This window comes from Pedobacter sp. (genome assembly GCF_046462515.1).
GTDB lineage: Bacteria > Bacteroidota > Bacteroidia > Sphingobacteriales > Sphingobacteriaceae > Pedobacter.
In genome coordinates, this window is the sequence record NZ_JBKGVD010000002.1 from 119,289 (window position 1) to 142,405 (window position 23,117).

Genomic DNA, 23,117 nt, shown 5'->3' on the forward strand with positions numbered 1-23,117 from the left:
TAAAAATTACCAGTTTCTAATGCGGAACCTAAAGCAAAAACACTTTAAGTATTTTCTATATTTTCAGTAGCAAAGATACTAAACTCATTCCGATAAGGAAACATAACCCGCACCAAAATTGCTTAAATACGGTTGGTATTGTTAGATATGTAGTTCTGTTCAAGGATTGTCAGAATATCCTTTTCCTTGTAAATTATCTTCCCGCCAATCTGAATAAACGGCAGGATATTATCATCACGGTATTGCTGTAACGTCCGCTTACTGATGTGTAACAGCTTGCACACATCTTCGCTGGACAGGTAAATTTCCCCGTTCATTACAGGTCGGTAGTTTTTCAATATTACTTCAATACGCTTTCTCAATTGCGTTATCATCTCCTGATGGGCGATGATTTCCTCGGTATCATTCGTTAGTAAATCCATTGGCATTGGTATTATACGGATGTCCGGTTTTGAGCAAAGCCTGTACGTCCGAGCGTTTGTAATAGTTCTTACGGTTCAGTTTGGAACAAGGCAACAAACCTTTGTCCTTATAGGTCTGCAAAGTCCGTTTGGTAATGTTCATCATCAAACACACTTCCTGGTTATCCAGCCATTTCTCTTTCCTGAAAATCGGGGTATATTTTTGTGTAGCATTTTCGGTTAACTCCAAAAGTGCTTTCAGCTCATTTCTTATTCCGTCCAATGCGGATTTTTGTATTGCAATGACTTCCATAGTTTGCTCATTTTTGCTGTGGAAGTCGAATTTAGAAAGGCTATTTACAGAGTTGGGGAATGTTGCACCCGTTGGCGTTGAAAGGCAGTGTTTGGCGGTTTACATTTACCATAAACGAAAAATCGGATAGCCCAAAAGGTTATCCGATTTTGTTATTATTTAAGTCCCGTTTTATAAGTGTTATCAAGTTTGTTGTGAATTATTGTTGCTACCACCAAAACTTCTGTCATTTGTGAAAGTTGGGTATCTTCCAATATTTTTGGATTGTGTGCTTTTGGATTTCTGTACATAGAAAAAAATCCCTTGCAGAAGTTTCCGAAGCCTTTATGTTCACTTTCCTCGCTTTGATTTTTCAAAGTATTAAAAGCAAGCATAGGTCTTTTGTCTTTTCCCAGTGCAAAACAATCATCAACTAAATCTGCTCCGTCTGAAGTATAGCCACTTTTTTGTCGAAGCCTCTCTGCGACACTTTTTGTAATTTCAAGTATAGCGTGAAAATAATTTTCCTTTAACCATTCAGCTTCACAATAAGGCAAAATTTCTGAATGAACTCCAATTCCGTGTACTTTTTCTTTGATTTTTAGTGACCTACTTTTTGCTTCTGAAATAGTTTTCGCCTTATCAACTTGTCGGGGCTGTCCACTTTTATCAATTTCTATCCCTTCATAAACAAGTTTCTCATTGATAGTTGTTCTATCTTTTTCAAATTCATCTTCGGAATTATATCTTTTAGGATTTAATAACCTAACAACAAATGCCAATACATTATTTCCACATCTGTCTTGTACTTGTCTTTCTTTTAAAGCATAAAACAATCTGTCTGTTTTATTTGTACCATATTGAGATTGAGCAATACCAGCTCCCGATAAATGTTCTGTAATTTTCGTATGTGTCAGTATATTTGATATAATATCAGATATATTTCGTAGGGTTATGTCATCAAAGGATTTTGTCATTTTATAATTTTCCTCTTTATTATGAATACTAAATCATATAATCTAAATTTTCATAAAAATACTTATTTCGAGTTAGGTATCTCCACTTGTTGTTTTTCCTTATCCTTTTTCATTTGGTTGTAAGTCCATATACAAATAACACCGACAATAATCAAAGCATAAGCAATCCATTTGCCGATACGCTCTATAAACCGGGTAAATACAGATGCTTCAAAGCTCGAAAACCCCTCAGCTCCCATAGGGCTACGCCTGTAAAATTTCCTGCGGTTTATCCAATAGATTAACCCTATCCCAATGACAGTAACAATAATACCAAACACTAATTGAGCCGTAACCGTATCCATAGCTATGGATTTATAATGAAGTAAATTTAAACAAAATCCTCATACACCGAAAGCTAAAAAAGCAAAAAACCGACCTGCGTAAAGTCGGTTCTTTTAGCTTTGCTTCTACTATCCTTAATCTGTATTGTTGAACTGAAAACTGATTTGCTTTTCATTTCCAAAGCTATCCGAAATCCACACCTCAAAGGACTGTGATACGGTAGAAGCCGAAGTATAATACAAACGGAACTGCTCCGTTGGCAACGGGTACAAATCATTGGGTAGGTATGGCGGTTCATCGTAATACCGCAACGTGCCAGTACCATCAAACTGAAAATACCTGAGATAGTATTGCGTACCTGTATAATTTCCGATACGCTGTATGGTAATGCGTATTTCCACGGTCTGCCCGTTGGCAACATCTTTTGGTACGGGCATCACATTTACCTCAAAAGGAAAATCGTTCTGTATTTCGAGTTCATCATCCTTGCTGCAAGATACCAGCGTAACCGAAGCTGTGAGGATTGCCAACAGTACATACAATGGCAGTAACCCCATTCTGAATTTATTGAATATTGCTATCATTGTTTTACGTTTTAAAAGTTAAACCTTAATCCCACACCTGCGGACGGTCTGAACTGTTCCAGATCCGTACCCCAAAAGACCTTTGTACGTCCTTGCAGGACTAACACAAATCGGTCTGACAGGTACGTTTCAAATGTGAGCCGTCCGCCAGCTCCGTAAATGAAATTGTCCTCGCTCAGTATTTTCGCCCCGTCATACAGCATCGTTTCTCCCCGGTTGATGGTTTCGTAACCGACCACGCCAGTTACTCCGAAATTCAATGTGATATTCTTTCGGGCATCACCCAGCAGGAAGAAACTGTAGCCGCCCTCTGCAGTATAGGTTTCCTGCGGTATGCGTAGGTTCTTGTAGCCGTGGTATTGGTGCATGTATTCCAATGCCCAAAGCTGGTAATTTCCGTTCTTTCCGTTCACGGTCATTGCTGCGCTGATGTAATAATCGTTACCAATTTTATCATCGGACAATACACCCGCACTTATTTCCAATCCTTTCTGTTTAGGCAGCATCCTTTGTGCCTGTGCCACCGTGATACCCATTAGGACGAGCATCACGGTATAGATATACTTTTTCATTGCTATTGCTTTAAAAGGTTATTAAAATTTCAGGTGCATATCGCTGATCAACCGGGCTTTTATCAAATCCGAATTTTCCACCTGAAGCGTTTGCTGCCGGCCACCGTTCTTTTCAAAAATCTCAATCAACAGTACCTTATCATTGGCAATAGTGAATTGGTCTAACAGAAATACATTCTGTTCGGTGGTTTGTCCTGAAATTTCTGTGAGTGGCTTGTAGGTACGAAGCGGTATCAACGGGCGTTCCTGTACAACAGTGCGTTTGGCTACCTTTTTATCTACCACTTTGAAATTGACAAAATCAATCTGAAAAGGCACATTGCTACGGTTTCTCAATTCCGTATGGAAATAGTATTTACCGTTGTGGATGTAAATGCCTTTCAGGATAAACTGAATACCGAAGCTCTTAGATCCGATATGCTTTACAATACGTTTGTCTTTCTTGTAAATGGTTTCCAGAAGCAAACCCGCCAATGACGGGGAATTGTTGCCCAATTCTTCAAAAAGAACATCATTACTGTTGGCCTTATCCACCGCTTTCTGCATGGTCAAAAGGTCATAGCTCAACGCATCGGGATACCCACTGTAATACACATTGAAGCTGTAAAAACGTCCGTCATTGGTAATGACCGAAAAATTAGTTTCGGGTTCAAAATCCCTTACCGATGCTTTTACACGCAGTACGTTTTCCGCATCTTCCGCCTTACCTGCAATCAGGTATTCGCTTCCCAAATCCACATAGCGTATGGCGGTAGGGAAAATCAAATGCGAAGTTTTATCGTAGGTAACTTCCATGCGGTACGGTTCTATTTTGCCCAGGGCAAGCGGTGCTTTGATGCTGTCCTGTGCGTAGGACTGTACGGCAAAGCCGAGTATCAGGGCCAAAGCCCAAAAGGTTTTAAAATGATTTTTCATTGTTTAAAATATTTGAGTTCAACATCATTGTTTGGAAACAAGGAAGACCTGATGGTCTGCCTTTAGGGTTACTTTGGGTGTGCGCACCTTTTTGGCGAAATAGCCAGAAATGCCCTGTACCACGCCACGGCTAAGGTCTGCGGCAACCTGCTGTCCGGCGGACTGCGTGAGCATCACGCTGGTTCCCGAAGTCTGGCTCATATTGCCTGCCATTTCGGTAAGGGCATTCATTTCGGGCGAATACGGAACATACAAACCTTGCTGTCCGTCTATGTCATAAATGGTTATATCTACCGGTATGATATTGCCCTCCAGTTCTATTGAAGTAATCTTTAGCTGTAATCGCCCTCCCTGAAATTTGGCATTAGCTGTTACAATCGTTCCTTTTGGAATGGTTCGTTGTGGTGTTTGAGCTGGCTCCAATAAACGAAGACGTACACCTGTTTCGCCTGCTATCGTTTGTGTTTCGTGTACACTTGCCTTTATACTGTTTTTGGGTTGTACCACCTGCTCAATGGAACCTGCGGTATAAAAGCCACGATTTCTCGTTTCGCTCCAATTGGCTAAGAAAGCACTATCCGTAGGCTCACGGTACAGGGCAGAAACGGTGTTTTTTCTTGCAGGTGTAAACGCCACAAAATGCTCTTTTTGGTTGGCAGACGAAACCGCCGGAGTAACATTGTTATCAAGTGCAGCATTTTCTGTATTCGTATTCTTCGGAAGATATTTTGCCGCCATTTCATAGGATTTCTCCATTAGCTTCAGTTGGTCATCTACGGTGGCGACAGGCGGTACATCTTTCTCGGCCAATTGTTCCTTCAGTTCCTCCAATTGCCTGCGGAGTTCAGTTGTTTCCGCATTATCATCCTGATAGAATGAACCCAATGTACTTTGCATATTGCGGTAGCTGCTCAATGCAGGATTGCCGTTTCTTCCAGAAGTTCTGCCCCCGCCGTATCCGTAGGCTTCTTCCTCTTCGGTAAACGCTTCTTCATTGTCCTGTGTACTGTCTTCCGTGTTCCAATAATCGGAAAGCGTGGTAAGTGCGTTGCGTTTTTCCTGGTCTTTTTGCTGAAGCATTTCCTGCTCGTATGCTTTCCCTTTATCATCGGGTAGCCCTGCATCCGTAGCCTGTGGTACGGCATCGTTCAGCCCGATGTTTTCCATTGCCTTTTTATCTTCGGATGGTTTAAATATGAGGTACATACAACCCACGAAGACAATTCCCATCAAGCCGAATATAAGTGGCTTTTTGAGCTTTTCGGCTTTGCTCTCTGTGCTGTCTTGCAGCACATCAGCGGTTACCGACGGGTTTCCTTCCGTTACCCGGACAACCGACTTTTTGTTCTCCTTATCTTTCATAAATTCTATTTTTTAAAATTGTTGTTATGGTGTCCTGCAAGGTTGCCGGACTTTCTTTCTTTTCGAGGACAGGGTTTTCGATATGCTCGATGTGCATGTCGTTACCGGACTTTGCCGTGTCGTACCATACTTTGAAAATGACCCCTGCGGTCAACAGCAGATACCCCACAAAAAAGTACAGGGTATATTGGTGCTGTTTCCTGATGGGCAAAGTCTGCCAGCGGTCGTCCAGCTTGTCAAAGTACCTGTCCATATTTGCTCTGATTTTTTTCATACCTTAATGATTATCGGTTATTACATTCTGAGCCGTCTGACCTGTGAAGACAGCTTTTGTTTAGGTGGTTCGGACACCAATGCAATGGCTTCTTTTCGGGTCGGCACTGTACCTGTGGATAGGTTTGTCAGTTCCGACTTCTTCATTAAATGCCCGTATTGGTCTTTCCTTGTAATGTCCATTTTCTGTACATCGAATTTGCCGTCTTCGTACCGTACCCGCATATAGCAATCAACTTTGGGTTTGTCATCGCCATTCCATTCGATGTAAGTCCTTAACGAAAAGCTATCGGGCCGCAGAGGTTTGTCCGTACCATTCTTGCAAGCCTCCAAGAACTGGCTGATACTGTCTTTAATTTTATCGGGGTAAGCTCCCTCCGTTTGGAAATACCCATCATATCCTTTATCAGTCAGTGTTTTTGCGAATGTGCTTAAATCAAGTAACTGTTTCATATCCCTAGTTTTAGCGGTTTATAACTTCGATATCCCTGTTTTCTATTACCGCGAACTTTTCGATGTTAAATCCTTGCGGATTGTTGTCCGAACGGACGGAATTCACGAGATAGCAGGAAGTAATCAGATTTCGCCTGGTCACGTTGCTTGACCGGATAATGAACTGTTTGGCATAGGTTCGCACCGAATACGGATAGTTGTCGAAGTTGCACACGACACTATCCACCTCTATGCGTTGCTGCACATTACCGGATATGATACGGTTGTAATAGCCCTTTTCCGACAGGTCTTTGTAATAATCAAAAGCTGATTTGTCGGCAAGGTTAAATGCCCGTTTCATATTGCTTTCAATGGCATTCTTATCGGGAGCAAGCGTAAAAAAAAGCTCGTGAAAACGTCTGACGTGTTCCCTTGCTTCCACAGGTCGGTTGATGCTGGCATCCTGCGATAAGGCAAGCATCAGTGATTTGCCATTATCCAACACATAGATTTTCTGGCGTTGTTCTTCTGCGAAGCGGTAGGATTGCCATACGGCATATCCTACCACGCCGATGCAGAGAACAGCAAACACAATGGCATACAAACGGATCTGCCTAAAGCTGTTTTCGATATTTCTTAGCGTTTTAAATTCCATTTTTAAATCATTTAATTGTTTTTATTTTCCCATTAATTTGCCACCGATGTTTCCGGCTGTTGAGCCAACCCCGGCACTTGCGATGTTTCCGGCTTTCATTGCGGTCTGGTTTACATTACGGGTAAAGTTTCCTGCTCCTCCAGCCTGAATAATCCAGCCCGTTACGGTCGGGATCGTGAAATAACCCACAATACCGATTATCATAAACACGATGTACACGGTGTTGCCCGTATCGGGTATGTAGGTGGGGTCTGCAAGCATTGCTATATCCTTTTCAATAATGAGGGATTGTATTTTGGCGAGCATGGAACTGAACAGATCGGCTACGGGTAGCCATAGGTAAACGCTGACATACCGGGTCAGCCATTGCGTGAGCGTGGACTGAAAACCGTCCCATACGCTTATTGCAAAGGCTATCGGCCCCAATATGGAAAGTACGATAAGGAAAAACGTTCGTATAGTATCCACGACGAGTGCCGCAGCCTGAAAAAGTACCTCCAACAGATTGCGGAACCAATTTTTGACCGCCTGCTCCGTTTGGTAGGCGAACCTGTCCATATACATTCCTGACATCGTAATCAGGTCGCTTGGCGACCAGCCCAACTCTTCGAGTTTCTTATCAAATTCCTCATTGGATACGAGGTAGGCAGTTTCCGGATTTCTGAGCATTGCTTCCCGTTCCAGCAGGTCTTTTTTAGCCTGCAAATCGTTAAGGTCAAGTACCTGGTCTTCGAGAATGGCATGTGTACCCTGTACCACCGGACTTAGTACCGCATTGATGGTGCCTAATACGATGGTCGGGAAGAACATAATACAGATACCCAAAGCGAAAGGACGGAGCAAGGGATACATATCAATCGGTTCTGCCCGGCTCAAAGCCTGCCATACTTTTATGGCAACATAGAACAATGCTCCCAAGCCCGCTACCCCTTTAGCCACTGCCGCCATATCAGCGGACAGTGGCATCATCTCATCATATAATGAGCGTAGGACTTCGTGAAGATTACTAAATTCCATAACTACCAGTATTTTTGGTTTGGCGTTCCGTAGAGTTCAAGCACTCTTTTGGTATTGTTCTGTTTTTTTGCCCGCAGGATGCTCACGGAGATGTTTTTATTGGTGTAGTAGCGTACAAGGCTGTGGTATTCCTTTACCTCTTTATATACACGGTCAATAATATCCATACGCTCCTTGTCGTTCAGCGAAAGGCTGGATGAGGTTACAATCTGCTTCAGTTCTTTCAGCAGTGCGGTACTTTCATTAAGCAAAGCCGAGTAACCATTTGCGATAGCTGCCAATTCCTGCGGGGAGAAATTCGGGTCATTCATCATCTTACCGAAATTCTGCACGTACATTTCGGACACATCGCCAACCAACAAAACGGTTTGCTGCACCTTACGGGCATCTTTCACAAGGTTATTGACGGCTTTCAGCTTGTCGTAATATTCCTTGCCCTGCTTATAGACTTTTTCTACTTCCTTGAAATTTTTGATGACGTTGCTCACAGTGGAGGAAGTCTGTACGATTTCGTTCGCACTATTGATAATACCCGATGCGAGGTTTGACGGGTCAACGACCACCCATTGGGCTTTTGCGGATGGCACTACGGCAAGCAATAATGCCGTATACACCATAAAAAGGATTTTTTTCATTGTTCTGAATTTTAAAATGATTAATAATTATTGATTTGCCTTATCCCGCCTTTGCATAGCAATATGCTTGATGGCGAGTTCGACATTGCCGTCCAGTTCGGATGCAAGCTGCATCACTTCCATTTTTTCGGTTTCTTCGGTTGTGTATGCGAGGTATTCCTCCAAACTCACTTCGGTGGCATAAACTGCCGAGTGCGTACCACCTAAGCCGATCCAAACCTCTTTGTATAATCGGCTTGGCTCGTTGTTTAAATTGATGGAAAGTACCTGTCCTTTTTCTTTGTCGGTAAGCCCCAGCATCGCCTGTATATCATCGAATTTGTTCATATACTTGCGTTGGTCTAAGAGGATTTTGCAGTCGGAATTGTTGATGATTGATTCTTTTACAATGGGCGACTGGATAATATCATCGACTTCCTGCGTTACGACAATGGCTTCTCCGAAGAATTTTCTGACGGTTTTAAACAAATATTTTATGTATTCTGCCATTCCCTCTTTGGCAATCGCTTTCCACGCTTCTTCAATCAGGATGAGCTTTCGGATACCTTTCAGTCGGCGCATCTTATTGATGAACACCTCCATAATGATGATCGTGACGATGGGAAAGAGGATTTTGTGATCCTTGATCGCATCAATTTCAAACACAATAAACCTTTTAGAAAGTAGGTCTAACTGTTTGTCCGAGTTCAACAGGTAATCATATTCACCACCTTTGTAATAGGGTTCGAGTACGTTTAGGAAATTGGCGATGTCAAAGTCTTTTTCCCTTACTTGTTTTTCTTCGAGTACCTTGCGGTAATCACGCTGGACATATTCATAGAAGCCGTTGAATGACGGGTAAATCCCTTCTGTTTTGATACGTTCAATGTATCCGCTCACAGCATTGGAAAGGGCAACCTCTTCAGAACGGGTTGGTGGCTCGTCATCACGTTTCCAAAGCGTGAGTATCAAGGTCTTGATACTTTCCCGCTTTTCGATGTCGAATACGCCATCGTCCGTATAGAAAGGGTTAAAGGCAATCGGGTTGTCTTCGGTATAAGTGAAATAAACACCGTCTTCGCCTTTGGTTTTCCCTTTAATGAGTTCGCATAACCCTTGATAAGAGTTCCCTGTATCCACGAGCAATACGTGAGCACCTTGTTCGTAGTACTGTCGAACCATGTGGTTGGTAAAAAAAGATTTCCCGCTTCCTGACGGACCCAATATGAATTTGTTCCGGTTCGTGATAATCCCACGCTTCATCGGCAAATCCGATATGTCCAAATGAATGGGCTTTCCGGTAAGCCTGTCAGCCATCTTGATACCGAACGGTGAGGGCGAATTGTGGTAGTTGGTTTCTTCCGTGAAGAAGCACAAGGCAGGTTCAATGAATGTGTAAAAACTTTCTTCACTCGGAAAATCGCCCGCATTGCCCGGCATACCTGCCCAATACAATGTGGCTACGTCCGTAGTATTGTGGCGTGGCTTACATTCCATTAGTGCCAAGGCACTACCGCAATCGTTCTTTAGCTGTTTGAGTTCCGCTGGATCCTCTGACCAGGCTATGATGTTGAAGTGTGCCCGTATAGATGAAAGACCGAAAGAATGTGCTTCGTTCAGGTACTTTTCTATCCATTCTTTATTGATTTGGTTGGCACGGCTGTACCTTGCCAAAGAGTGCATATTCCTTGCGGACTTCTCAAACTTTTGCAGGTTGTCCTCGCTGTTATCCAAAAACAAGTACTGATTGTAGATATGGTTACAGCTTAACAACAACCCAACAGGAGCAGCGAACGACAGACGGCAGTCGCTCCGATCCGTGGACAACTTTTCAAAACGGGTATCTGCCGAAACCGTTCCAGGCAAATCGTCCGTATCGGACAAGGTATGCAATGACAACCTTTTGTTTCCGATACGGACTTCTTCAGCTCCCAACCCGATGTCCTGCATTGGTGTTCCGGCTTCACGAGATAGTGTAAGGTATTGCTCCAGCAATCCCTGTTTGCTGTCCGTTCCGATGATGTCATCATCGGTCAGGCGTTGCAGGCTTACAAAACCGCTATCGTTCACGATACGCTCAAACTGTGCCACCGCTTCCATAAATCGGTGTATCGTTTCCTTGTTCCTGATTTCCTTTGGTATCAAAGTACCTTTGCAAAGCGAACTGAAATTGCTTTGCATACGCATCCGCTCTTTGGTAGTCTTGGTCAGGAACAGGTAGCAATAGTGGTTCAGAAACGGTCGCTCGTTGAAATGGCGTTGGTAGGACTTAGCCAAAAAGCTCTGATCTTCCTTTGCCAAATCGGGGGCATAGCTTTCCTTGATGTACCAATCTTGCTTATGGATGACCGTAAAATCAGGCAGGGTCTTGATAGCCTTGTGCCAGGCGGAGTGAATGGCTTCGTATTCTGCCGATGCCACTGTGAACAGTTCCGGTAAACGCACTTCAAAACAGGCGGTAATGTCCGCATCTTTGGAAAGGATGCAGTTGTTCTCTACTGCCAGCAATGGAAATTTACTTTCCAGCGTAGTGGTTTTAGATACATTTCTCATAGGGCGTTCTGTTTAGGCGTGAATTTTAAATAGCGGTGTACCGGCTTGCGGCAGATGATGTAGCAGGGATGTCTTTTTCTCGCACCTACTTTCATCAGACCGTATTCGCCGTACTTCCTGTTCAGCGAAAAGGTCTGCCACACAATGAGCGAAGCACCGCCAGCACCGAGCAGCAAGCAGGTGTAAGAGTTCACGCCAGCCATATACAGTATCATCACGAGGATAAGCGTTCCGAGCAGCCCACCAGCGAAAATGAACAGGTATTGTGCTTTTAAGCCTTTAAATTCCACAGTCCTGCCAATGCCTTTGTTTATGTTGTAACTGTTCATAAAGCAAAGGATTAAAGGAAGAATGAACGCAGGATAGTAGCCGCAACAATTAAGAAGATACACGCACCGAACCACGAAGCCGCCGTCTTCGATGTATCTGGGTCACCGGAACTGAATTTGTTGTAAACTTTAACGCCTCCGATTAATCCCACGACGGCCCCGATGGCGTAGATTAATTGGGTAGCAGGGTCGAAGTAGCTTGTTACCATTTGGGTAGCCTCGTTGATACCTGCCGAGCCGTTTCCCTGTGCGAAAGCACTCATTGCCGACAGCATTGCACCTAACGTCAGCAAAACTTTTTTTCTCTGTTTGTCCATAATTGAAACACATTAATTTGTTAACTCAGCCCACACCTTGCGGGCTTATCGGAACAAAGGTGTTTCAGAAATGGAGGCGGTCTTACAAAGTGGCAGTCAAAGGAAGTGTTTGGCTGTGAATGGCTGTTATTGAAGTGAAAAAAGCAGTATATTAGCTGTATTTAAAACTTTTAGCTGAGGAACTACAAATAATGCCGAACGACTTAGTAGCATATTCAAGAGCAGGTGATGTATTTCATTACAGGTGGGCAGCCAGACGCTGCTTAGGATTAGTTTATTCTAACGCTTCTCTACGGACTATTGTGATCGAAGGTTCAAAAGAAAACGAGAAAGAAGGCGAGTATGTTATAGACGTCACTGAATATTACGATGAGTTAAATGACAGAAAGCAGATTAAGTATTACCAATTAAAGCACACAACGGTTCAGAAAGATACTCCTTTTGTTTTAAGTGATTTGAAAGATACCATTGAGGGCTTTTCAAAAAGATTTTCCCAACATTTAACAGAGACAAATGCTCCTGTTTTTTCATTTACCATCGTTACCAACAGACCGCTAGAAGATTCTTTCAAACGGAATATAAATTTGTTAGCAAATGATGACCCGGTCAATGATAGGTTTAGAGAAACCATTGAAAAATATACGGGATTTTCTTCTGATGAACTGAGTAAGTTTTGTAAACTTTTGAACTTCCAGGATGGCGAGGGCGATTACAATACTCAAAAAGATGAACTGAGATTAGAAATAGCACAATTGATAGCCGGAACTGTTGATAATGCACAAATTGAAAGTATTGTTGCTCTTGTACAGGAAAGGGTTTTACCGGACTCTAACGGAATAATTTCTCGGGAAGATATTTTAAAACGCTTCGGTATTTCCGCCGAGAGAGACCTGTTTCCGGCTCCTGCCATATGGGAACAGGCAGAAAATATCATTGAGCGGGAACAACACAATGAGCTTGTCAAAAATATTTCAAATTCTTCATATCCTGTCATTGTCCATGCACAGGGCGGTGTTGGCAAATCTGTATTCTGTCGCCAGCTAATACATTCATTACCTTCAGATTCAATAGGTATTGCCTATGATTGTTTTGGAGCGGGGCGATACAGAAATCGTAGCGAACCTCGACATAGACATCGGGATGCTTTGGTTCAAATTGTCAATGAACTTGCCGTAAAAGGTCTATGCGATCCTTTGCTTGTACAGGACACTTCCCAGGATAATGATATTATGAAGAAGTTCTTATGGCGGATTGACGCCGCTGTAAAAACCTTAAAACAAACAAGTGATTCTGCCACCTTATTTATTTTGATTGATGCGGCAGATAATGCAGAAATGGCAGCTCAGGAATACAACCATCCCTGTTTTGCCAACGAATTGCTTCGTGAAAATATACCGGACGGATGTAAGCTGGTTTTATTATGCAGAACAGAACGAATTCAGTTACTAAAACCTAACTCTAAAATTGCTCAGTTTAAATTAGAAGCATTTTCCGAAACTGAATCATTAATAAATTTACGGAAATGGTTCCCTGAAGCTGACGAAAAAGACGGGACGGAATTTCATCGGTTAACCAGTGGCAATCCTCGTGTGCAGGCAAATGCATTAAGTGTTCATGCATCAACCGTTTCTGAATTATTAAGCCGATTAGGTCCTGCGGGAATGACCGTTGAGGAGCAGATTGAACTGCAATTAAACACAGCGATATCAACAATAAAAGATTCCTTGTCGGATTCTTTTCAGGAACAAATACAGGCAATATGTTTAGGGTTGGCAAGCTTACCTCCTCATATTCCAATAGAAATTTTAGCAAAAGCGGCAGGAGTAACAACCGAGACAATTAAAAGCTTTGTAGCAGATATTGGTCGCTCGTTGTGGTTGTCAGACGAATCTGTACAATTCAGAGATGAGCCAACGGAAACGTGGTTTAGAAAAACTTTCTTGGCAAAAAAAGAAAATTTCGAAACCTATATAAACATATTAGAGCCTTTAGCCAATCAGTACACTTATGTGGCCGAGGTTCTGCCGCATCTGTACCTTCAGGCAGAGCAATATGAAAAACTAATCGAAATTACACTTTCGGACAGTTATTTGCCGGAAGATAATCCAATCGATGCAAGAAATGTACGTGTTTACAGGTTACAGTTTGCTTTCCGTGCAGCACTGAGAGCCAAACATTATAATGATGCGATTAAGATAGCTATGAGAGCTGGCGAGGAAGTGGCTGGAAATCAGCGGCAGCTCGGGCTTTTTCAGAATAATATTGACCTGCTTGTTACTTTGCAGGATCAACAAAAGGTTCAGGATATTGCATTTAAACGCTTACTGAGTGGTGCCTGGAATGGTTCAGAGAATGTCTTTACTGCTTCATTATTGTCAGGAATTAATGAATATAAGGGAGAAGCCAGAGGTTATTTAAGGGCTGCTGTAAATTGGCTGCAAATATACTTTGAAGATCTTCGGAAAAGTGATGAACGCCACCCGCAAAATGAGGTTACAGAAAGGGATGTTTTAGAATTAGCATATGCATTTTTCAATATTTACGGGGTAGAAGATTGTATTGATTTCCTAAATCGATTCACGTCCAAAGCATTTGTTTTTGACATAATGAAGAGTCTAATAAAGCGACTTATAGATATTGGAAATTTTGAAGCTATTAATAATTTCCTGCAAATTTGTATCAGGCAACCGTACTATACAGTAGCTATTGTCAGCGAACTCATAAAAGTTGGGAGATTCCCGGAAGAACAGTTTATTGAAACTTGTTTATGTCTCCTAACAGGTTCGAAATCCAGGATTAAAAAACCAAAGCAGTACTATCAGGGTGACAATATTACACCAGCTATAGTGTCTTTTATAGAGGCTTGTCTACATAGAAACTTACCATCTGCACAACTGCGAAGGGTATTGAGACATTATATCCCTTTACAAGCGTCGCAGATGGTATATAGTGCACATCAATCTCAGGAACGTACCTTTTACCTAAAAACACTCGCAATCCGAAACTTATTGGAAGATAAATCGGAAGTAGATATTGATGCTATTTTGCCTCGAAATCTAGCTGACAAAAAGGAAAAAAGTGACTATGATCGGGATAATGAGATTAAAGAATTCAAAGAAATAATCAACGGCTTGTTTCCCTGGTATCTTCTAAGGGTTAGAATATTGAGCCAGCAGGACTTCAATTTTGAAGGTGAAGTAAAAAATGCGAATGAAAAATCACACAAAGCAAGAACCAATAGATATCGCTCTTACGATACTTTACCTAACGAGATTGCTGCACTTCAGTCATCTATTCTAATATTATATGACAAAGGAAATACTGAAGAAGTAAACTGGTTTTATAATACCTACATCAAGAACAATAAAGCTTTGTGGATTCCCGATGAGCTGAATACAGTAAGAGCAGCATTCAGATTACCGCATTTATCCTTAGTAAAACAGGAGCTTGAGCAAAGTGCTTATGAGCGAATAAAAAGTATCACCGAAGATGGCCCTGAAGAAATGGCGGAAAGATATATCGGACTTGCCCGTGCTGTATTGAATACAGCCTCTGATGACGCCAGTGTATATTTTGAAGAGGCCGTAAACATCGTGTCTAAATTTGGCGACGAAATAGTCAGGAGATGGGAAGCTGTTGTATCACTTGCTAAACAAGCATGCAATGGAGATAGTGTCTCTGACGAATTAGCTTATCGTTTTATACGCTGTGCCGAAGTAGTGGGAGAATATGTCTCCCGTGAAAAGTATTGGAACAGAAGCGAAGCGATTGCTGTTTGTGCGAGAATGTCGAGCGGAGAAGGAATATCTGCACTAAGCCGGTGGCGGGATAGAGACATAGGAAGGTTTGAATACCAGTTAGAAGCATTACTGATGGAATTGGTACAATCCGGCAAAATATCGCCTTCAACAGGATGGACGATGTCAAGATTTTTCTCCTATCATCAACTTGAAGAGTTGCTTTCCATCTGCCTGGAAAATGAAGGTAATACAGAAATAAAGCAAAAGATATTTGCAGATGCCATCTATCTGCTCCAAATAGAAGGTACCACCGCCGATTACTGGGAAAAGATGCAGCAAATAGCCTCCCGGCAAAATATCCAGAATGATACATTAGATGGAATATTAGCTTACCATCAAAAGAATAAAAAATTATTGCCGGAGGATAAAGAAGATAAAACTCTTCAAAACACAAATCGAACTGATGATAATGTACATTGGGAAGATGTCTTTGGAGCTCTGGATATTCTCAACAATGAACAGTTTGAAAAATGCCTTCTTGCTTTTAATGCAATATCCGATAAGCGTTTCTACAGGGACATTGAAAGCTTTTGGAACGAAGTGATACAAAGATTGAATGAAAAGGATCTCTGGAAATTTATTGATATATTACTCTTATCAAGAGTAAATCGTTATGAACTCAAATCTTTTTTCAAATTGCTTCCAGAAGAATGGAAAAATAAGGTCAGCTTCAAGAAAAACTGGCCTGTTTTAGCAAAGCAATTAGGAAGGAAGTATGCACAAGAACTGATAAGCCTGTATTCTTTTCAATATTTTGTTCAGGATTTTAATCTTAGTGAAAGTGAAATAGATAAACTAAAAGAAGGAATATTTGAAGGGCTGTCAAGCGGGTACGAATTTTCTGACGCAGAAATGTTTTTTGGGTTTGTAAGTATTGCTACTTCAATAATCGACCCTGTAAAGGTAACGGACTTACTTGATTTTACACTATCAAGATTTGAATTACATATTGAGAAAGATTTTGGTGATGGCGAATGGGATAAATGGTTATTTACATCTAAGAATGTCAACAAAAATATAGCGGGTTTCATTTGGTCTGCTCTTGGATCCCCTCGCTCATCAGAACGATGGAATGCAGCACATACGGTAAGTGCATTAGCCCAATTCAACTGTACGGGTATCATTGATGAACTGATTAACTGGATGCAGCATGACAAAGTGGATGCCTTTGGTAGCTGTCAATTTCCGTTTTATAATCTTCATGCCCGATTATATTTATTAATTGCTTTAGTAAGAGTTTCTCTTGATAAACCCGAGTTGTTGGTTCAATATAAAGACATATTCGTTCATTATGCCTTTGGTGAACCTCACATCCTTATTCAAAAGTTTTCAGCAGAAATATCGGTCAATCTCTCCACTTCTTTGGACGATATATATGATGACGAAACACTGAATAAACTAAAAGCTGTTGGTAAAAGCAATATGCCGGTAGTGGAAATGGATTACAATGATACAGTAGATAGTTATTGGCACATTAACGGACTAGTTAATACTGAATATGATTTTCATTTCGGATGGGATTTTGACAGGTACTGGTTTGAACCGTTGGGCGATGTATTTGGTGTACCGGGGAAACAAGTAGAAGATATAGCTGCTAATGTCATTATTGAAGAATGGGGTATAAAAGAGAAAAACGGTTATAACAATGATCCGAGAATATCGATATGGAATAGATATTCGAATGAAAGAGAAACTTGGCATGACCATGGAAGTTACCCAAGAACAGATAATCTTGACTTCTATTTGTCTTACCATTCCATGATGGTAGCAGCAGCAAAGTTTCTCGAAAAAATGCCTGTAGTATCAAAAAGAGATTGGTATGATAATGAGTGGGACGAGTGGATCTCAGGTCATTTATTAACGTGTGCTGATGGAAAATGGTTAATAGACTATCGTGATCCAGTGCCATTAAAGAGACCAGAATGGCTTTCTAAAAGTAAGGATGATAACTGGAAATCGGAAATTCCGGAAAAGAGTTTTTATGAAGCATTACTAACAGACGATGACAGCGGAGAACAATGGCTTAATGTACGGGGAGGATGGGAAGAAAAAGATAGCGAAAGAACCGAAAGTTTTTCAATTGCCTCTGCATTGGTTTCTAAAGGCACTTCCGGCGCACTAATGATAGCACTGGAAACCTGCAGTGATCCTCATGACTACAAACTTCCTAATTATAAAGAGGGGGATATGGAAATAGAATCAGGTTCTTTTGAGCTTAAGGGGTGGATTAAGGATGAATCTGTTTCCAAAAGATTAGACGAATATGATCCCTATGCTGATAATGTAGACTATCCTCCTTTTGTAATAGGAGATGATATTGTGGACAGGTTAAGTTTGTCTGTAGATGGTAACGGGAAAATTTGGTATTCACCCAAGTCATCATATCCAGCCTTGAAATGCGCAATATGGAGCAGTCACAGAGACGACAGAGATGAAAATCCAAATCAGGCCGGTAAACGGTTAAAAGCGTCATTACAATTTTTAAAACACATGTGTTCAACTCTTAATTGTGACCTGATATTGGAAGTTGGAATAAAAAGGGAAATTAATTATAAATACCGGAGCCGGGAAGATAAATACGAATATTCGAAACCTATACATAAACTATTTATACTGTCATCAGATGGAGAACTTAGAACTACAGGAAAAAATCATAAACTTGGGTAAACTCTTCGTGAAAGAGCTTAAATTAGAACCAGGCGTTGATACCTTCTCACGCTGGATGGCTCATTATCTTGCAGAAAAAATATCTGTTGCTGAACAATCAGAAGGGAATGAAAAAGAGGCAGCAGAAAAAGAGTGTTTTGATGTAATATTAATGTTATGGCAACACCGGCATTCTCTTCCATCTGGAAGAAGACCTTTCCAAAGTTTCGAGCCTATCCTGGATACATTGTCTAAGCTAAATCCTGACAAAGAGGAACCTTATTTTTATAATGCTTTACGCAATCAAGACCTGGCGGAATTAGAAACAGACAATTTAGATCATAAATCTGTAGAAGAATGGATGGATATTGCTAACGAAATTGACAAGACAGCCAGGATTTGGATAGAATATGCATTAGGCCAAGCCGCTAATAATGCAAAAAATGAGAGAACAAAGCAGTGGATTGAAAATGCTGTAAACCTATCTGATAATGCTGATACAAGCATCATTAATGTTTTATTAGATAATAACCCTTCTTTTGATATTGAAGATTATGATAAAGATGATTATTCAAAACAATATGATATTGAGAGGTTAAAAAAGAGGATTACTCAGCTTCAGAAATATTCACAGCTTAATGAGACTTTATTAAAAGTCTATGAAACTGACCTTAAAAAATTGTCGAATAATATCTAAATCTGAGAATGTAAACACGAGAAAGAACCCTCACACAAACTCCCCAATGTCAAAGTTTTCAAAATCATTTTTCCGCAAAGTGGAAGAACCGGCTTCTGTTTCAGTAGAGAGTGTGCTGTCCAAAAGCTCGGCAATTTTTCGGGAAGCACCCTCAATGGAATTTTCCAGCAAGCTGAATAATTCGGTTCCCTGTAATCTTTGAACTATGGCTACCGCTGTTTCCTTTTGGGCTGTTTCCAATTTTTCTTTTTGGAGCAACACCGCCACGGAGTTTAGTTCTTCAAAGGTAACCCCCTGGGCAAAACCGTCATCGCCACCGGATGTTCCGTACCTGTTCCATTCTTCTTCATCTTCCTCCAAATCAGGCATATTACTGAAAACTTCGTCCAGCTCTTCCTGCGGAACCTGAATACCTACGTCTTCATTCTCGTCGTATTCGATGTCTAAATTAGCGGGGTCGAACGCCTGTTCCTCTATTTGGCGTTCATTGGCAGTGTTTGGCGGCGAAAGTCGTATTACAGGCTTGGGCTGCCCCATAATATCGGGCAGTTTCGGATTGACTTTTTCCTGTTTGGGCTTTTGTTCCGACCTTTTATGAATGACAATCTTGTCCTGCAACAGCAGGACAATGACTATCAGCAGGCATATCACGATAAGTATTTCCATAGCTATAAAATAGGTTTAAAACGTTCGTTGAAATAATCTGTAATATCATCACCAAACTCCCTGAAGTGGTGTTCAAGGATGTTATCAATGTAGGAATAGAGGGTTGTTTTTTCCTCTCTTGTCAATTGTACGATGCGGAGCAACCGTTCGTGGTATTCCGGACGAATGTAAACGACCTTGCCACTACGACCGGATGGGAACCGATTGACCAGAAATGTTTCCTCGTAGTCCGCTTTCTTTGATGTGCTACTTCTGATTTTTTCTTTGGGCTTTGCCTTGATTTCCTTTGGCCCTGGCTCTTGCTGATTATTTTGGATTGGAACAACAGGCTCATCGCCACTGATGATATTCATTAAATAATCCTCATCGACATCAGGCTTTTTAAAATCGTTGCTTTTGTTATCTGTACTCATAGTTTGTCGCTTTTATAGATGAGTGATTTTTATAAATTCCTCAATAAACAAATCCATTTTCGTGGCTTTCAGCAATTGTGTTTCGGCAGGCAGCAAGCTGGATCTGAATACATAATTTTCGGTATCGTCCGTTTCTTTTCGGAAACGCTTGCTGTCCATTATCCTGGTTTCCATTATGGGCAGGTTGAGTTGATGAATGACACTTTGGTAAGCCTCATACAAGCCTGTTTTTTCCCTGCCATCCACCTGGTTCCAGAACAACCACAACTCCTGGTCATCGTTACCCTCAATGGTTTTCGGGAGTTCAAGAAAGGCTTTGGTAAAGCCCAATGTACTTTCCACGACCAAACGGTCGGCGGTTATGGGCGAAAAGATAAAATCCATCATTTTCAAAGTGGTCAATACCCCTTTGGTATTGGCGGTCCCCGGCAGATCAAAGAAAATAACATCCGGTACAATAGCCGACTCTCCGATATATTCCGATGCTTTTTCCAAAGCATATTCGGCTTTGCTTTTGATAATCGGGTATGCCTTTTTGTTAATGCTCTGGAACTGCTTCATTGCAGCCCTTTTATGGTACTCATTCTGCATTAAAGTCTTCTTATCCCGCTCCCGCATATTGGTAAGGCTGTGCTGCGGAAAGTCACAATCCAATACGAGGACATTAAAGCCTAACCGGTAGTGGAGCACACTTGCCATCAAGGTGGTCATTGTGGATTTTCCTACGCCGCCCTTTTGGGTGGAGAAGCTGATTTTTAAAGTTTTTTTCTTTGTTTCCATTATTTAAAAATTTATTGTTGCACACTTTACTTGTTTTGCAGATTTGAATATTCCTGCTTTTGAATATTACATTGTTCCCATTTTTCTGCATTGTTTGTCAGGAATACGCCTGTATATTTTTTTGCTTTTCTTACAGCCTTGTCGGATATGTTTTTTGGCGGATGGTAAACTTCACAAAAGGTAAAATGCTTTACCGCTTTTATGCTTTTAAACTTTTATAGTTTTATGCTTTTAAAACCTTATGCTTTTATTCCAAACTACCTGTATGCAAATCCTGATTTCTTCCCTGTTTTAATACATTTTTTCCTGCCTGCCCTAAAACCATAAGGCAAATAAAGCGAAGGATTGACCTGCTGCTTGATGAGTGGCACTGTTTGGCTTTCAAAGGCAGTGTTTGTCCGAATACGTTATAGCAATACTCTCTTAAAGAGGGCTTTACTTTGTAAAATGATTTTTATTAACGGATTTATGCAAAAATATCTTGACAAATTGGAGGATAACAAGGACGACATCAGGCCGTTTTTCCCTGTTACATTTAATCCGTCACGAAGTGCGGATTTTTGTGTTCACCGGAACACGGCAAGTTGTGTTTTGAGCATCTCGAAACGATTTCCGATGCTCAAAACAACTTGCCCTTGCAGGGGGCAGAAAACGTCCTCCGAAGTCGGCATTTTGTATAAATTAAAAATGGATTAGTGATGAACGAGAACAGCAAAAAGCAGTTAAAAAAGACAGGTCGTCCGCTAAAAAACGACCCTGCGAAAATTCGGTACACGATTTCCTTTAACGAGGAAGAACACGCCCGTTTTCTTGCCCTGTTTGACCAATCGGGTATGCAGGTAAAGGCACATTTTATAACGTCCTGCATCTTCGACAAGACGATAAAATCCGTAAAGATTGACAAAGGAACGGTTGATTTTTATATGCGATTGACTTCGTTTCACAGTCAGTTTAGGGCAATAGGTATCAATTATAATCAGATTGTAAAGCTGTTGTACCGTCATTTTTCGGAGAAAAAAGCCGCAGCATTCCTTTACAAATTGGAAAAACAGACGGCAGAAATGGCAATGTTGTGTCAGAAAATTATTGAGATAACAGCAGAATTTGAAGCCGAACATCTGAAAAAACAGCGTGAGCAATGATAGCAAAAATCGGAAGAAGCGAAAATCTATACGGTGCATTGGCGTATAATAATCTGAAAGTGGAGAAAGAAAACGGACAAATTCTATTTACCAATAAGATAATTGAAACGCCAAACGGAGCATACACCGTTGCACAATTAACCCAATCTTTTGAGCCGTACCTCATTGCAAATCGTAATACGCAATATCACACTTTGCATATCTCGCTCAATCCCGACCCTAACGACAAGGTAAGCGATGACCAATACAGGGAAATGGCACAGGAATATATGCGGGATATGGGCTACGGCGAACAGCCTTTTGTGGTATTCAAACACACCGATATTGACCGCAGCCATATGCACATTGTATCGGTTTGTGTGGACGAGAACGGTAAAAAAATCTCTGACAAATTTGAAAAAATGCGGTCGATGAATGTGTGCCGAGAATTGGAAAGAAAATACGAACTGATACCCGCAACGGATAAGGAGCGTAATCAAACAGACAAGGTTTTCCGTCCGGTGGAATATCGGGCAGGCGATGTGAAAAGTCAGATTGCATCTGTCATTCGACATCTGCCAAACTACTACCAGTTTCAGACTTTGGGAGAGTATAATGCTTTGCTTTCCCTGTTCAATATTACCACCGAAAAAGTGGAGGGAGAATTACACGGAAAGGCACAGCAGGGTTTATTGTACATTCCATTAGATGAGAAAGGCGAAAGAGCAGGACACCCGTTCAAGGCTTCACTTTTCGGGAAGAACGCAGGACTTCCGGCTTTAGAATTGCATTTTGCGAAATGCAAAACAAGCCAAAAAGATACGCCGACAAAGCAAACTTTAAAATCTGCGGTTACCATTGCCCTACAATCCACCAATAACGAACAGGCATTTAAAAAGCAGTTAGGGGAACAGGGCATTAACGTAGTTGTCCGCAGGAACGATACAGGTCGTATATATGGTATCACATTTATAGACCACAATTCCAAATCGGTATGGAACGGCTCACGTTTGGCAAAGGAACTTTCTGCCAATACCTTTAATGATTATTGGAACAACGACATCAAACCGAAAATAAAAGAGCCTGCCGAGCCACAAAAAAAGTCCGTTACGCCAAAAGATACGGAGGAATTGCCTGCGGAAAAACCGCACCATTTCTTTGACTTCCTAAACACAGAGCCGAAACACGAAGACGGTTTGGCAGAAGCTATTGGCGGTTTGCTCATACCCGAAGCACAGGGCGAAGATTACGAGGAACAGGACTTTGCCAATCGTATGAAGAAGAAACGGAAACGCAAAAGAGGTCAGCAGTAGTATTTAGCCAAACACCGCCACGCACCGCCATTGAGTGCCATATTCTTATAGCCACGCTATACAG

At 41.4% G+C, this 23,117-nt stretch carries 23 protein-coding genes; 4 read left to right on the top strand and 19 right to left on the bottom strand.

Annotated elements, in window-relative coordinates:
• Nucleotides 1-122: 122 nt before the first annotated feature.
• From ACLHG9_RS01370 to ACLHG9_RS01445, 16 genes are all read right to left on the bottom strand, one after another.
• Entirely contained in the window at nt 123-422 is a 300-nt protein-coding gene (locus ACLHG9_RS01370; protein WP_410219748.1) for a helix-turn-helix domain-containing protein, read from the bottom strand.
• On the bottom strand, nt 403-714 hold the full coding sequence (locus ACLHG9_RS01375; protein ID WP_410219749.1) for a helix-turn-helix domain-containing protein: 312 nt from the start codon (nt 712-714) through the stop codon (nt 403-405). Before ACLHG9_RS01375 ends, ACLHG9_RS01370 begins: the two co-directional genes overlap by 20 nt.
• 155 nt (nt 715-869) lie before the next feature.
• Nucleotides 870-1,670: a TIGR02391 family protein gene (locus ACLHG9_RS01380; protein ID WP_410219750.1), complete on the bottom strand. Its 801-nt coding sequence runs from the start codon at nt 1,668-1,670 to the stop codon at nt 870-872.
• A 62-nt stretch (nt 1,671-1,732) separates the two neighbouring features.
• Nucleotides 1,733-2,014, bottom strand: coding sequence for a molybdenum ABC transporter permease (locus ACLHG9_RS01385; RefSeq protein ID WP_410219751.1), 282 nt, complete (start codon nt 2,012-2,014; stop codon nt 1,733-1,735).
• Between the two features lie 114 nt (nt 2,015-2,128).
• Entirely contained in the window at nt 2,129-2,578 is a 450-nt protein-coding gene (locus tag ACLHG9_RS01390) for a DUF3872 domain-containing protein (protein ID WP_410219752.1), read from the bottom strand.
• Between the two features lie 11 nt (nt 2,579-2,589).
• Nucleotides 2,590-3,150, bottom strand: a complete 561-nt coding sequence (locus ACLHG9_RS01395) for a conjugal transfer protein TraO (protein WP_091095689.1) — start codon at nt 3,148-3,150, stop codon at nt 2,590-2,592.
• 21 nt (nt 3,151-3,171) lie between these two features.
• Nucleotides 3,172-4,065 carry a conjugative transposon protein TraN gene (gene traN / locus ACLHG9_RS01400; protein WP_049038326.1) on the bottom strand — a complete coding sequence of 298 codons (894 nt, stop codon included), beginning with the start codon at nt 4,063-4,065 and terminating at the stop codon, nt 3,172-3,174.
• A 24-nt stretch (nt 4,066-4,089) separates the two neighbouring features.
• Nucleotides 4,090-5,427, bottom strand: coding sequence for a conjugative transposon protein TraM (gene traM, locus ACLHG9_RS01405; RefSeq protein ID WP_091095687.1), 1,338 nt, complete (start codon nt 5,425-5,427; stop codon nt 4,090-4,092).
• On the bottom strand, nt 5,417-5,701 hold the full coding sequence (locus ACLHG9_RS01410) for a nitrogen regulatory IIA protein (protein ID WP_410219753.1): 285 nt from the start codon (nt 5,699-5,701) through the stop codon (nt 5,417-5,419). Before ACLHG9_RS01410 ends, traM begins: the two co-directional genes overlap by 11 nt.
• A gap of 20 nt (nt 5,702-5,721) precedes the next feature.
• Nucleotides 5,722-6,153: a hypothetical protein gene (locus tag ACLHG9_RS01415; RefSeq protein ID WP_049038323.1), complete on the bottom strand. Its 432-nt coding sequence runs from the start codon at nt 6,151-6,153 to the stop codon at nt 5,722-5,724.
• A 10-nt stretch (nt 6,154-6,163) separates the two neighbouring features.
• Nucleotides 6,164-6,787: a conjugative transposon protein TraK gene (traK, locus tag ACLHG9_RS01420; RefSeq protein WP_053327170.1), complete on the bottom strand. Its 624-nt coding sequence runs from the start codon at nt 6,785-6,787 to the stop codon at nt 6,164-6,166.
• 21 nt (nt 6,788-6,808) lie between these two features.
• Nucleotides 6,809-7,804, bottom strand: coding sequence for a conjugative transposon protein TraJ (gene traJ / locus ACLHG9_RS01425; protein ID WP_053327171.1), 996 nt, complete (start codon nt 7,802-7,804; stop codon nt 6,809-6,811).
• A gap of 2 nt (nt 7,805-7,806) precedes the next feature.
• Nucleotides 7,807-8,439, bottom strand: a complete 633-nt coding sequence (locus ACLHG9_RS01430) for a DUF4141 domain-containing protein (RefSeq protein WP_410219754.1) — start codon at nt 8,437-8,439, stop codon at nt 7,807-7,809.
• Nucleotides 8,440-8,466: 27 nt separating this feature from the next.
• Complete coding sequence (locus ACLHG9_RS01435) at nt 8,467-10,971, bottom strand: TraG family conjugative transposon ATPase (protein WP_410219755.1); 2,505 nt, start codon at nt 10,969-10,971, stop codon at nt 8,467-8,469.
• The gene (locus ACLHG9_RS01440) at nt 10,968-11,300 is read right to left on the bottom strand and encodes a DUF4133 domain-containing protein (RefSeq protein WP_410219756.1); all 333 of its coding nucleotides are present in this window, start codon (nt 11,298-11,300) and stop codon (nt 10,968-10,970) included. Before ACLHG9_RS01440 ends, ACLHG9_RS01435 begins: the two co-directional genes overlap by 4 nt.
• Nucleotides 11,301-11,311: 11 nt before the next feature.
• Nucleotides 11,312-11,617 carry a DUF4134 domain-containing protein gene (locus ACLHG9_RS01445; protein ID WP_410219757.1) on the bottom strand — a complete coding sequence of 102 codons (306 nt, stop codon included), beginning with the start codon at nt 11,615-11,617 and terminating at the stop codon, nt 11,312-11,314.
• 191 nt (nt 11,618-11,808) lie between these two features.
• Between ACLHG9_RS01445 and ACLHG9_RS01450 the strand changes: the two genes are divergently transcribed.
• On the top strand, nt 11,809-18,084 hold the full coding sequence (locus tag ACLHG9_RS01450) for a hypothetical protein (RefSeq protein ID WP_410219758.1): 6,276 nt from the start codon (nt 11,809-11,811) through the stop codon (nt 18,082-18,084).
• On the top strand, nt 18,041-18,760 hold the full coding sequence (locus tag ACLHG9_RS01455) for a hypothetical protein (protein WP_410219759.1): 720 nt from the start codon (nt 18,041-18,043) through the stop codon (nt 18,758-18,760). Before ACLHG9_RS01450 ends, ACLHG9_RS01455 begins: the two co-directional genes overlap by 44 nt.
• A 30-nt stretch (nt 18,761-18,790) precedes the next feature.
• On the opposite strand, the gene ACLHG9_RS01460 is transcribed toward ACLHG9_RS01455, so the two are convergent.
• From ACLHG9_RS01460 to ACLHG9_RS01470, 3 genes are read right to left on the bottom strand one after another with little or no spacing between them, the layout of a single operon-like run.
• Entirely contained in the window at nt 18,791-19,426 is a 636-nt protein-coding gene (locus ACLHG9_RS01460; RefSeq protein ID WP_410219760.1) for a conjugal transfer protein TraD, read from the bottom strand.
• Between the two features lie 2 nt (nt 19,427-19,428).
• Nucleotides 19,429-19,839: a DUF3408 domain-containing protein gene (locus ACLHG9_RS01465; RefSeq protein ID WP_410219761.1), complete on the bottom strand. Its 411-nt coding sequence runs from the start codon at nt 19,837-19,839 to the stop codon at nt 19,429-19,431.
• Between the two features lie 12 nt (nt 19,840-19,851).
• Nucleotides 19,852-20,619: a ParA family protein gene (locus tag ACLHG9_RS01470; RefSeq protein ID WP_410219762.1), complete on the bottom strand. Its 768-nt coding sequence runs from the start codon at nt 20,617-20,619 to the stop codon at nt 19,852-19,854.
• A 698-nt stretch (nt 20,620-21,317) separates the two neighbouring features.
• On the opposite strand from ACLHG9_RS01470, the gene mobA reads away from it, so the two are divergent.
• A complete protein-coding gene (mobA, locus tag ACLHG9_RS01475) occupies nt 21,318-21,761 on the top strand; it encodes a conjugal transfer protein MobA (RefSeq protein WP_410219763.1) in 444 nt (147 codons plus the stop codon).
• The gene (gene mobB / locus ACLHG9_RS01480) at nt 21,758-23,053 is read left to right on the top strand and encodes a conjugal transfer protein MobB (protein ID WP_410219764.1); all 1,296 of its coding nucleotides are present in this window, start codon (nt 21,758-21,760) and stop codon (nt 23,051-23,053) included. Before mobA ends, mobB begins: the two co-directional genes overlap by 4 nt.
• The last annotated feature ends 64 nt before the right edge of the window (nt 23,054-23,117 follow it).

Excerpts from the sequence above, each read along its gene's own strand:
- ACLHG9_RS01370 (WP_410219748.1), bottom strand. The coding sequence starts at position 422 with ATGGATTTACTAACGAATGATACCGAGGAAATCATCGCCCATCAGGAG.
- ACLHG9_RS01375 (WP_410219749.1), bottom strand. The coding sequence starts at position 714 with ATGGAAGTCATTGCAATACAAAAATCCGCATTGGACGGAATAAGAAAT.
- ACLHG9_RS01380 (WP_410219750.1), bottom strand. The coding sequence starts at position 1,670 with ATGACAAAATCCTTTGATGACATAACCCTACGAAATATATCTGATATT.
- ACLHG9_RS01385 (WP_410219751.1), bottom strand. The coding sequence starts at position 2,014 with ATGGATACGGTTACGGCTCAATTAGTGTTTGGTATTATTGTTACTGTC.
- ACLHG9_RS01390 (WP_410219752.1), bottom strand. The coding sequence starts at position 2,578 with ATGATAGCAATATTCAATAAATTCAGAATGGGGTTACTGCCATTGTAT.
- ACLHG9_RS01395 (WP_091095689.1), bottom strand. The coding sequence starts at position 3,150 with ATGAAAAAGTATATCTATACCGTGATGCTCGTCCTAATGGGTATCACG.
- traN (WP_049038326.1), bottom strand. The coding sequence starts at position 4,065 with ATGAAAAATCATTTTAAAACCTTTTGGGCTTTGGCCCTGATACTCGGC.
- traM (WP_091095687.1), bottom strand. The coding sequence starts at position 5,427 with ATGAAAGATAAGGAGAACAAAAAGTCGGTTGTCCGGGTAACGGAAGGA.
- ACLHG9_RS01410 (WP_410219753.1), bottom strand. The coding sequence starts at position 5,701 with ATGAAAAAAATCAGAGCAAATATGGACAGGTACTTTGACAAGCTGGAC.
- ACLHG9_RS01415 (WP_049038323.1), bottom strand. The coding sequence starts at position 6,153 with ATGAAACAGTTACTTGATTTAAGCACATTCGCAAAAACACTGACTGAT.
- traK (WP_053327170.1), bottom strand. The coding sequence starts at position 6,787 with ATGGAATTTAAAACGCTAAGAAATATCGAAAACAGCTTTAGGCAGATC.
- traJ (WP_053327171.1), bottom strand. The coding sequence starts at position 7,804 with ATGGAATTTAGTAATCTTCACGAAGTCCTACGCTCATTATATGATGAG.
- ACLHG9_RS01430 (WP_410219754.1), bottom strand. The coding sequence starts at position 8,439 with ATGAAAAAAATCCTTTTTATGGTGTATACGGCATTATTGCTTGCCGTA.
- ACLHG9_RS01435 (WP_410219755.1), bottom strand. The coding sequence starts at position 10,971 with ATGAGAAATGTATCTAAAACCACTACGCTGGAAAGTAAATTTCCATTG.
- ACLHG9_RS01440 (WP_410219756.1), bottom strand. The coding sequence starts at position 11,300 with ATGAACAGTTACAACATAAACAAAGGCATTGGCAGGACTGTGGAATTT.
- ACLHG9_RS01445 (WP_410219757.1), bottom strand. The coding sequence starts at position 11,617 with ATGGACAAACAGAGAAAAAAAGTTTTGCTGACGTTAGGTGCAATGCTG.
- ACLHG9_RS01450 (WP_410219758.1), top strand. The coding sequence starts at position 11,809 with ATGCCGAACGACTTAGTAGCATATTCAAGAGCAGGTGATGTATTTCAT.
- ACLHG9_RS01455 (WP_410219759.1), top strand. The coding sequence starts at position 18,041 with ATGGAGAACTTAGAACTACAGGAAAAAATCATAAACTTGGGTAAACTC.
- ACLHG9_RS01460 (WP_410219760.1), bottom strand. The coding sequence starts at position 19,426 with ATGGAAATACTTATCGTGATATGCCTGCTGATAGTCATTGTCCTGCTG.
- ACLHG9_RS01465 (WP_410219761.1), bottom strand. The coding sequence starts at position 19,839 with ATGAGTACAGATAACAAAAGCAACGATTTTAAAAAGCCTGATGTCGAT.
- ACLHG9_RS01470 (WP_410219762.1), bottom strand. The coding sequence starts at position 20,619 with ATGGAAACAAAGAAAAAAACTTTAAAAATCAGCTTCTCCACCCAAAAG.
- mobA (WP_410219763.1), top strand. The coding sequence starts at position 21,318 with ATGAACGAGAACAGCAAAAAGCAGTTAAAAAAGACAGGTCGTCCGCTA.
- mobB (WP_410219764.1), top strand. The coding sequence starts at position 21,758 with ATGATAGCAAAAATCGGAAGAAGCGAAAATCTATACGGTGCATTGGCG.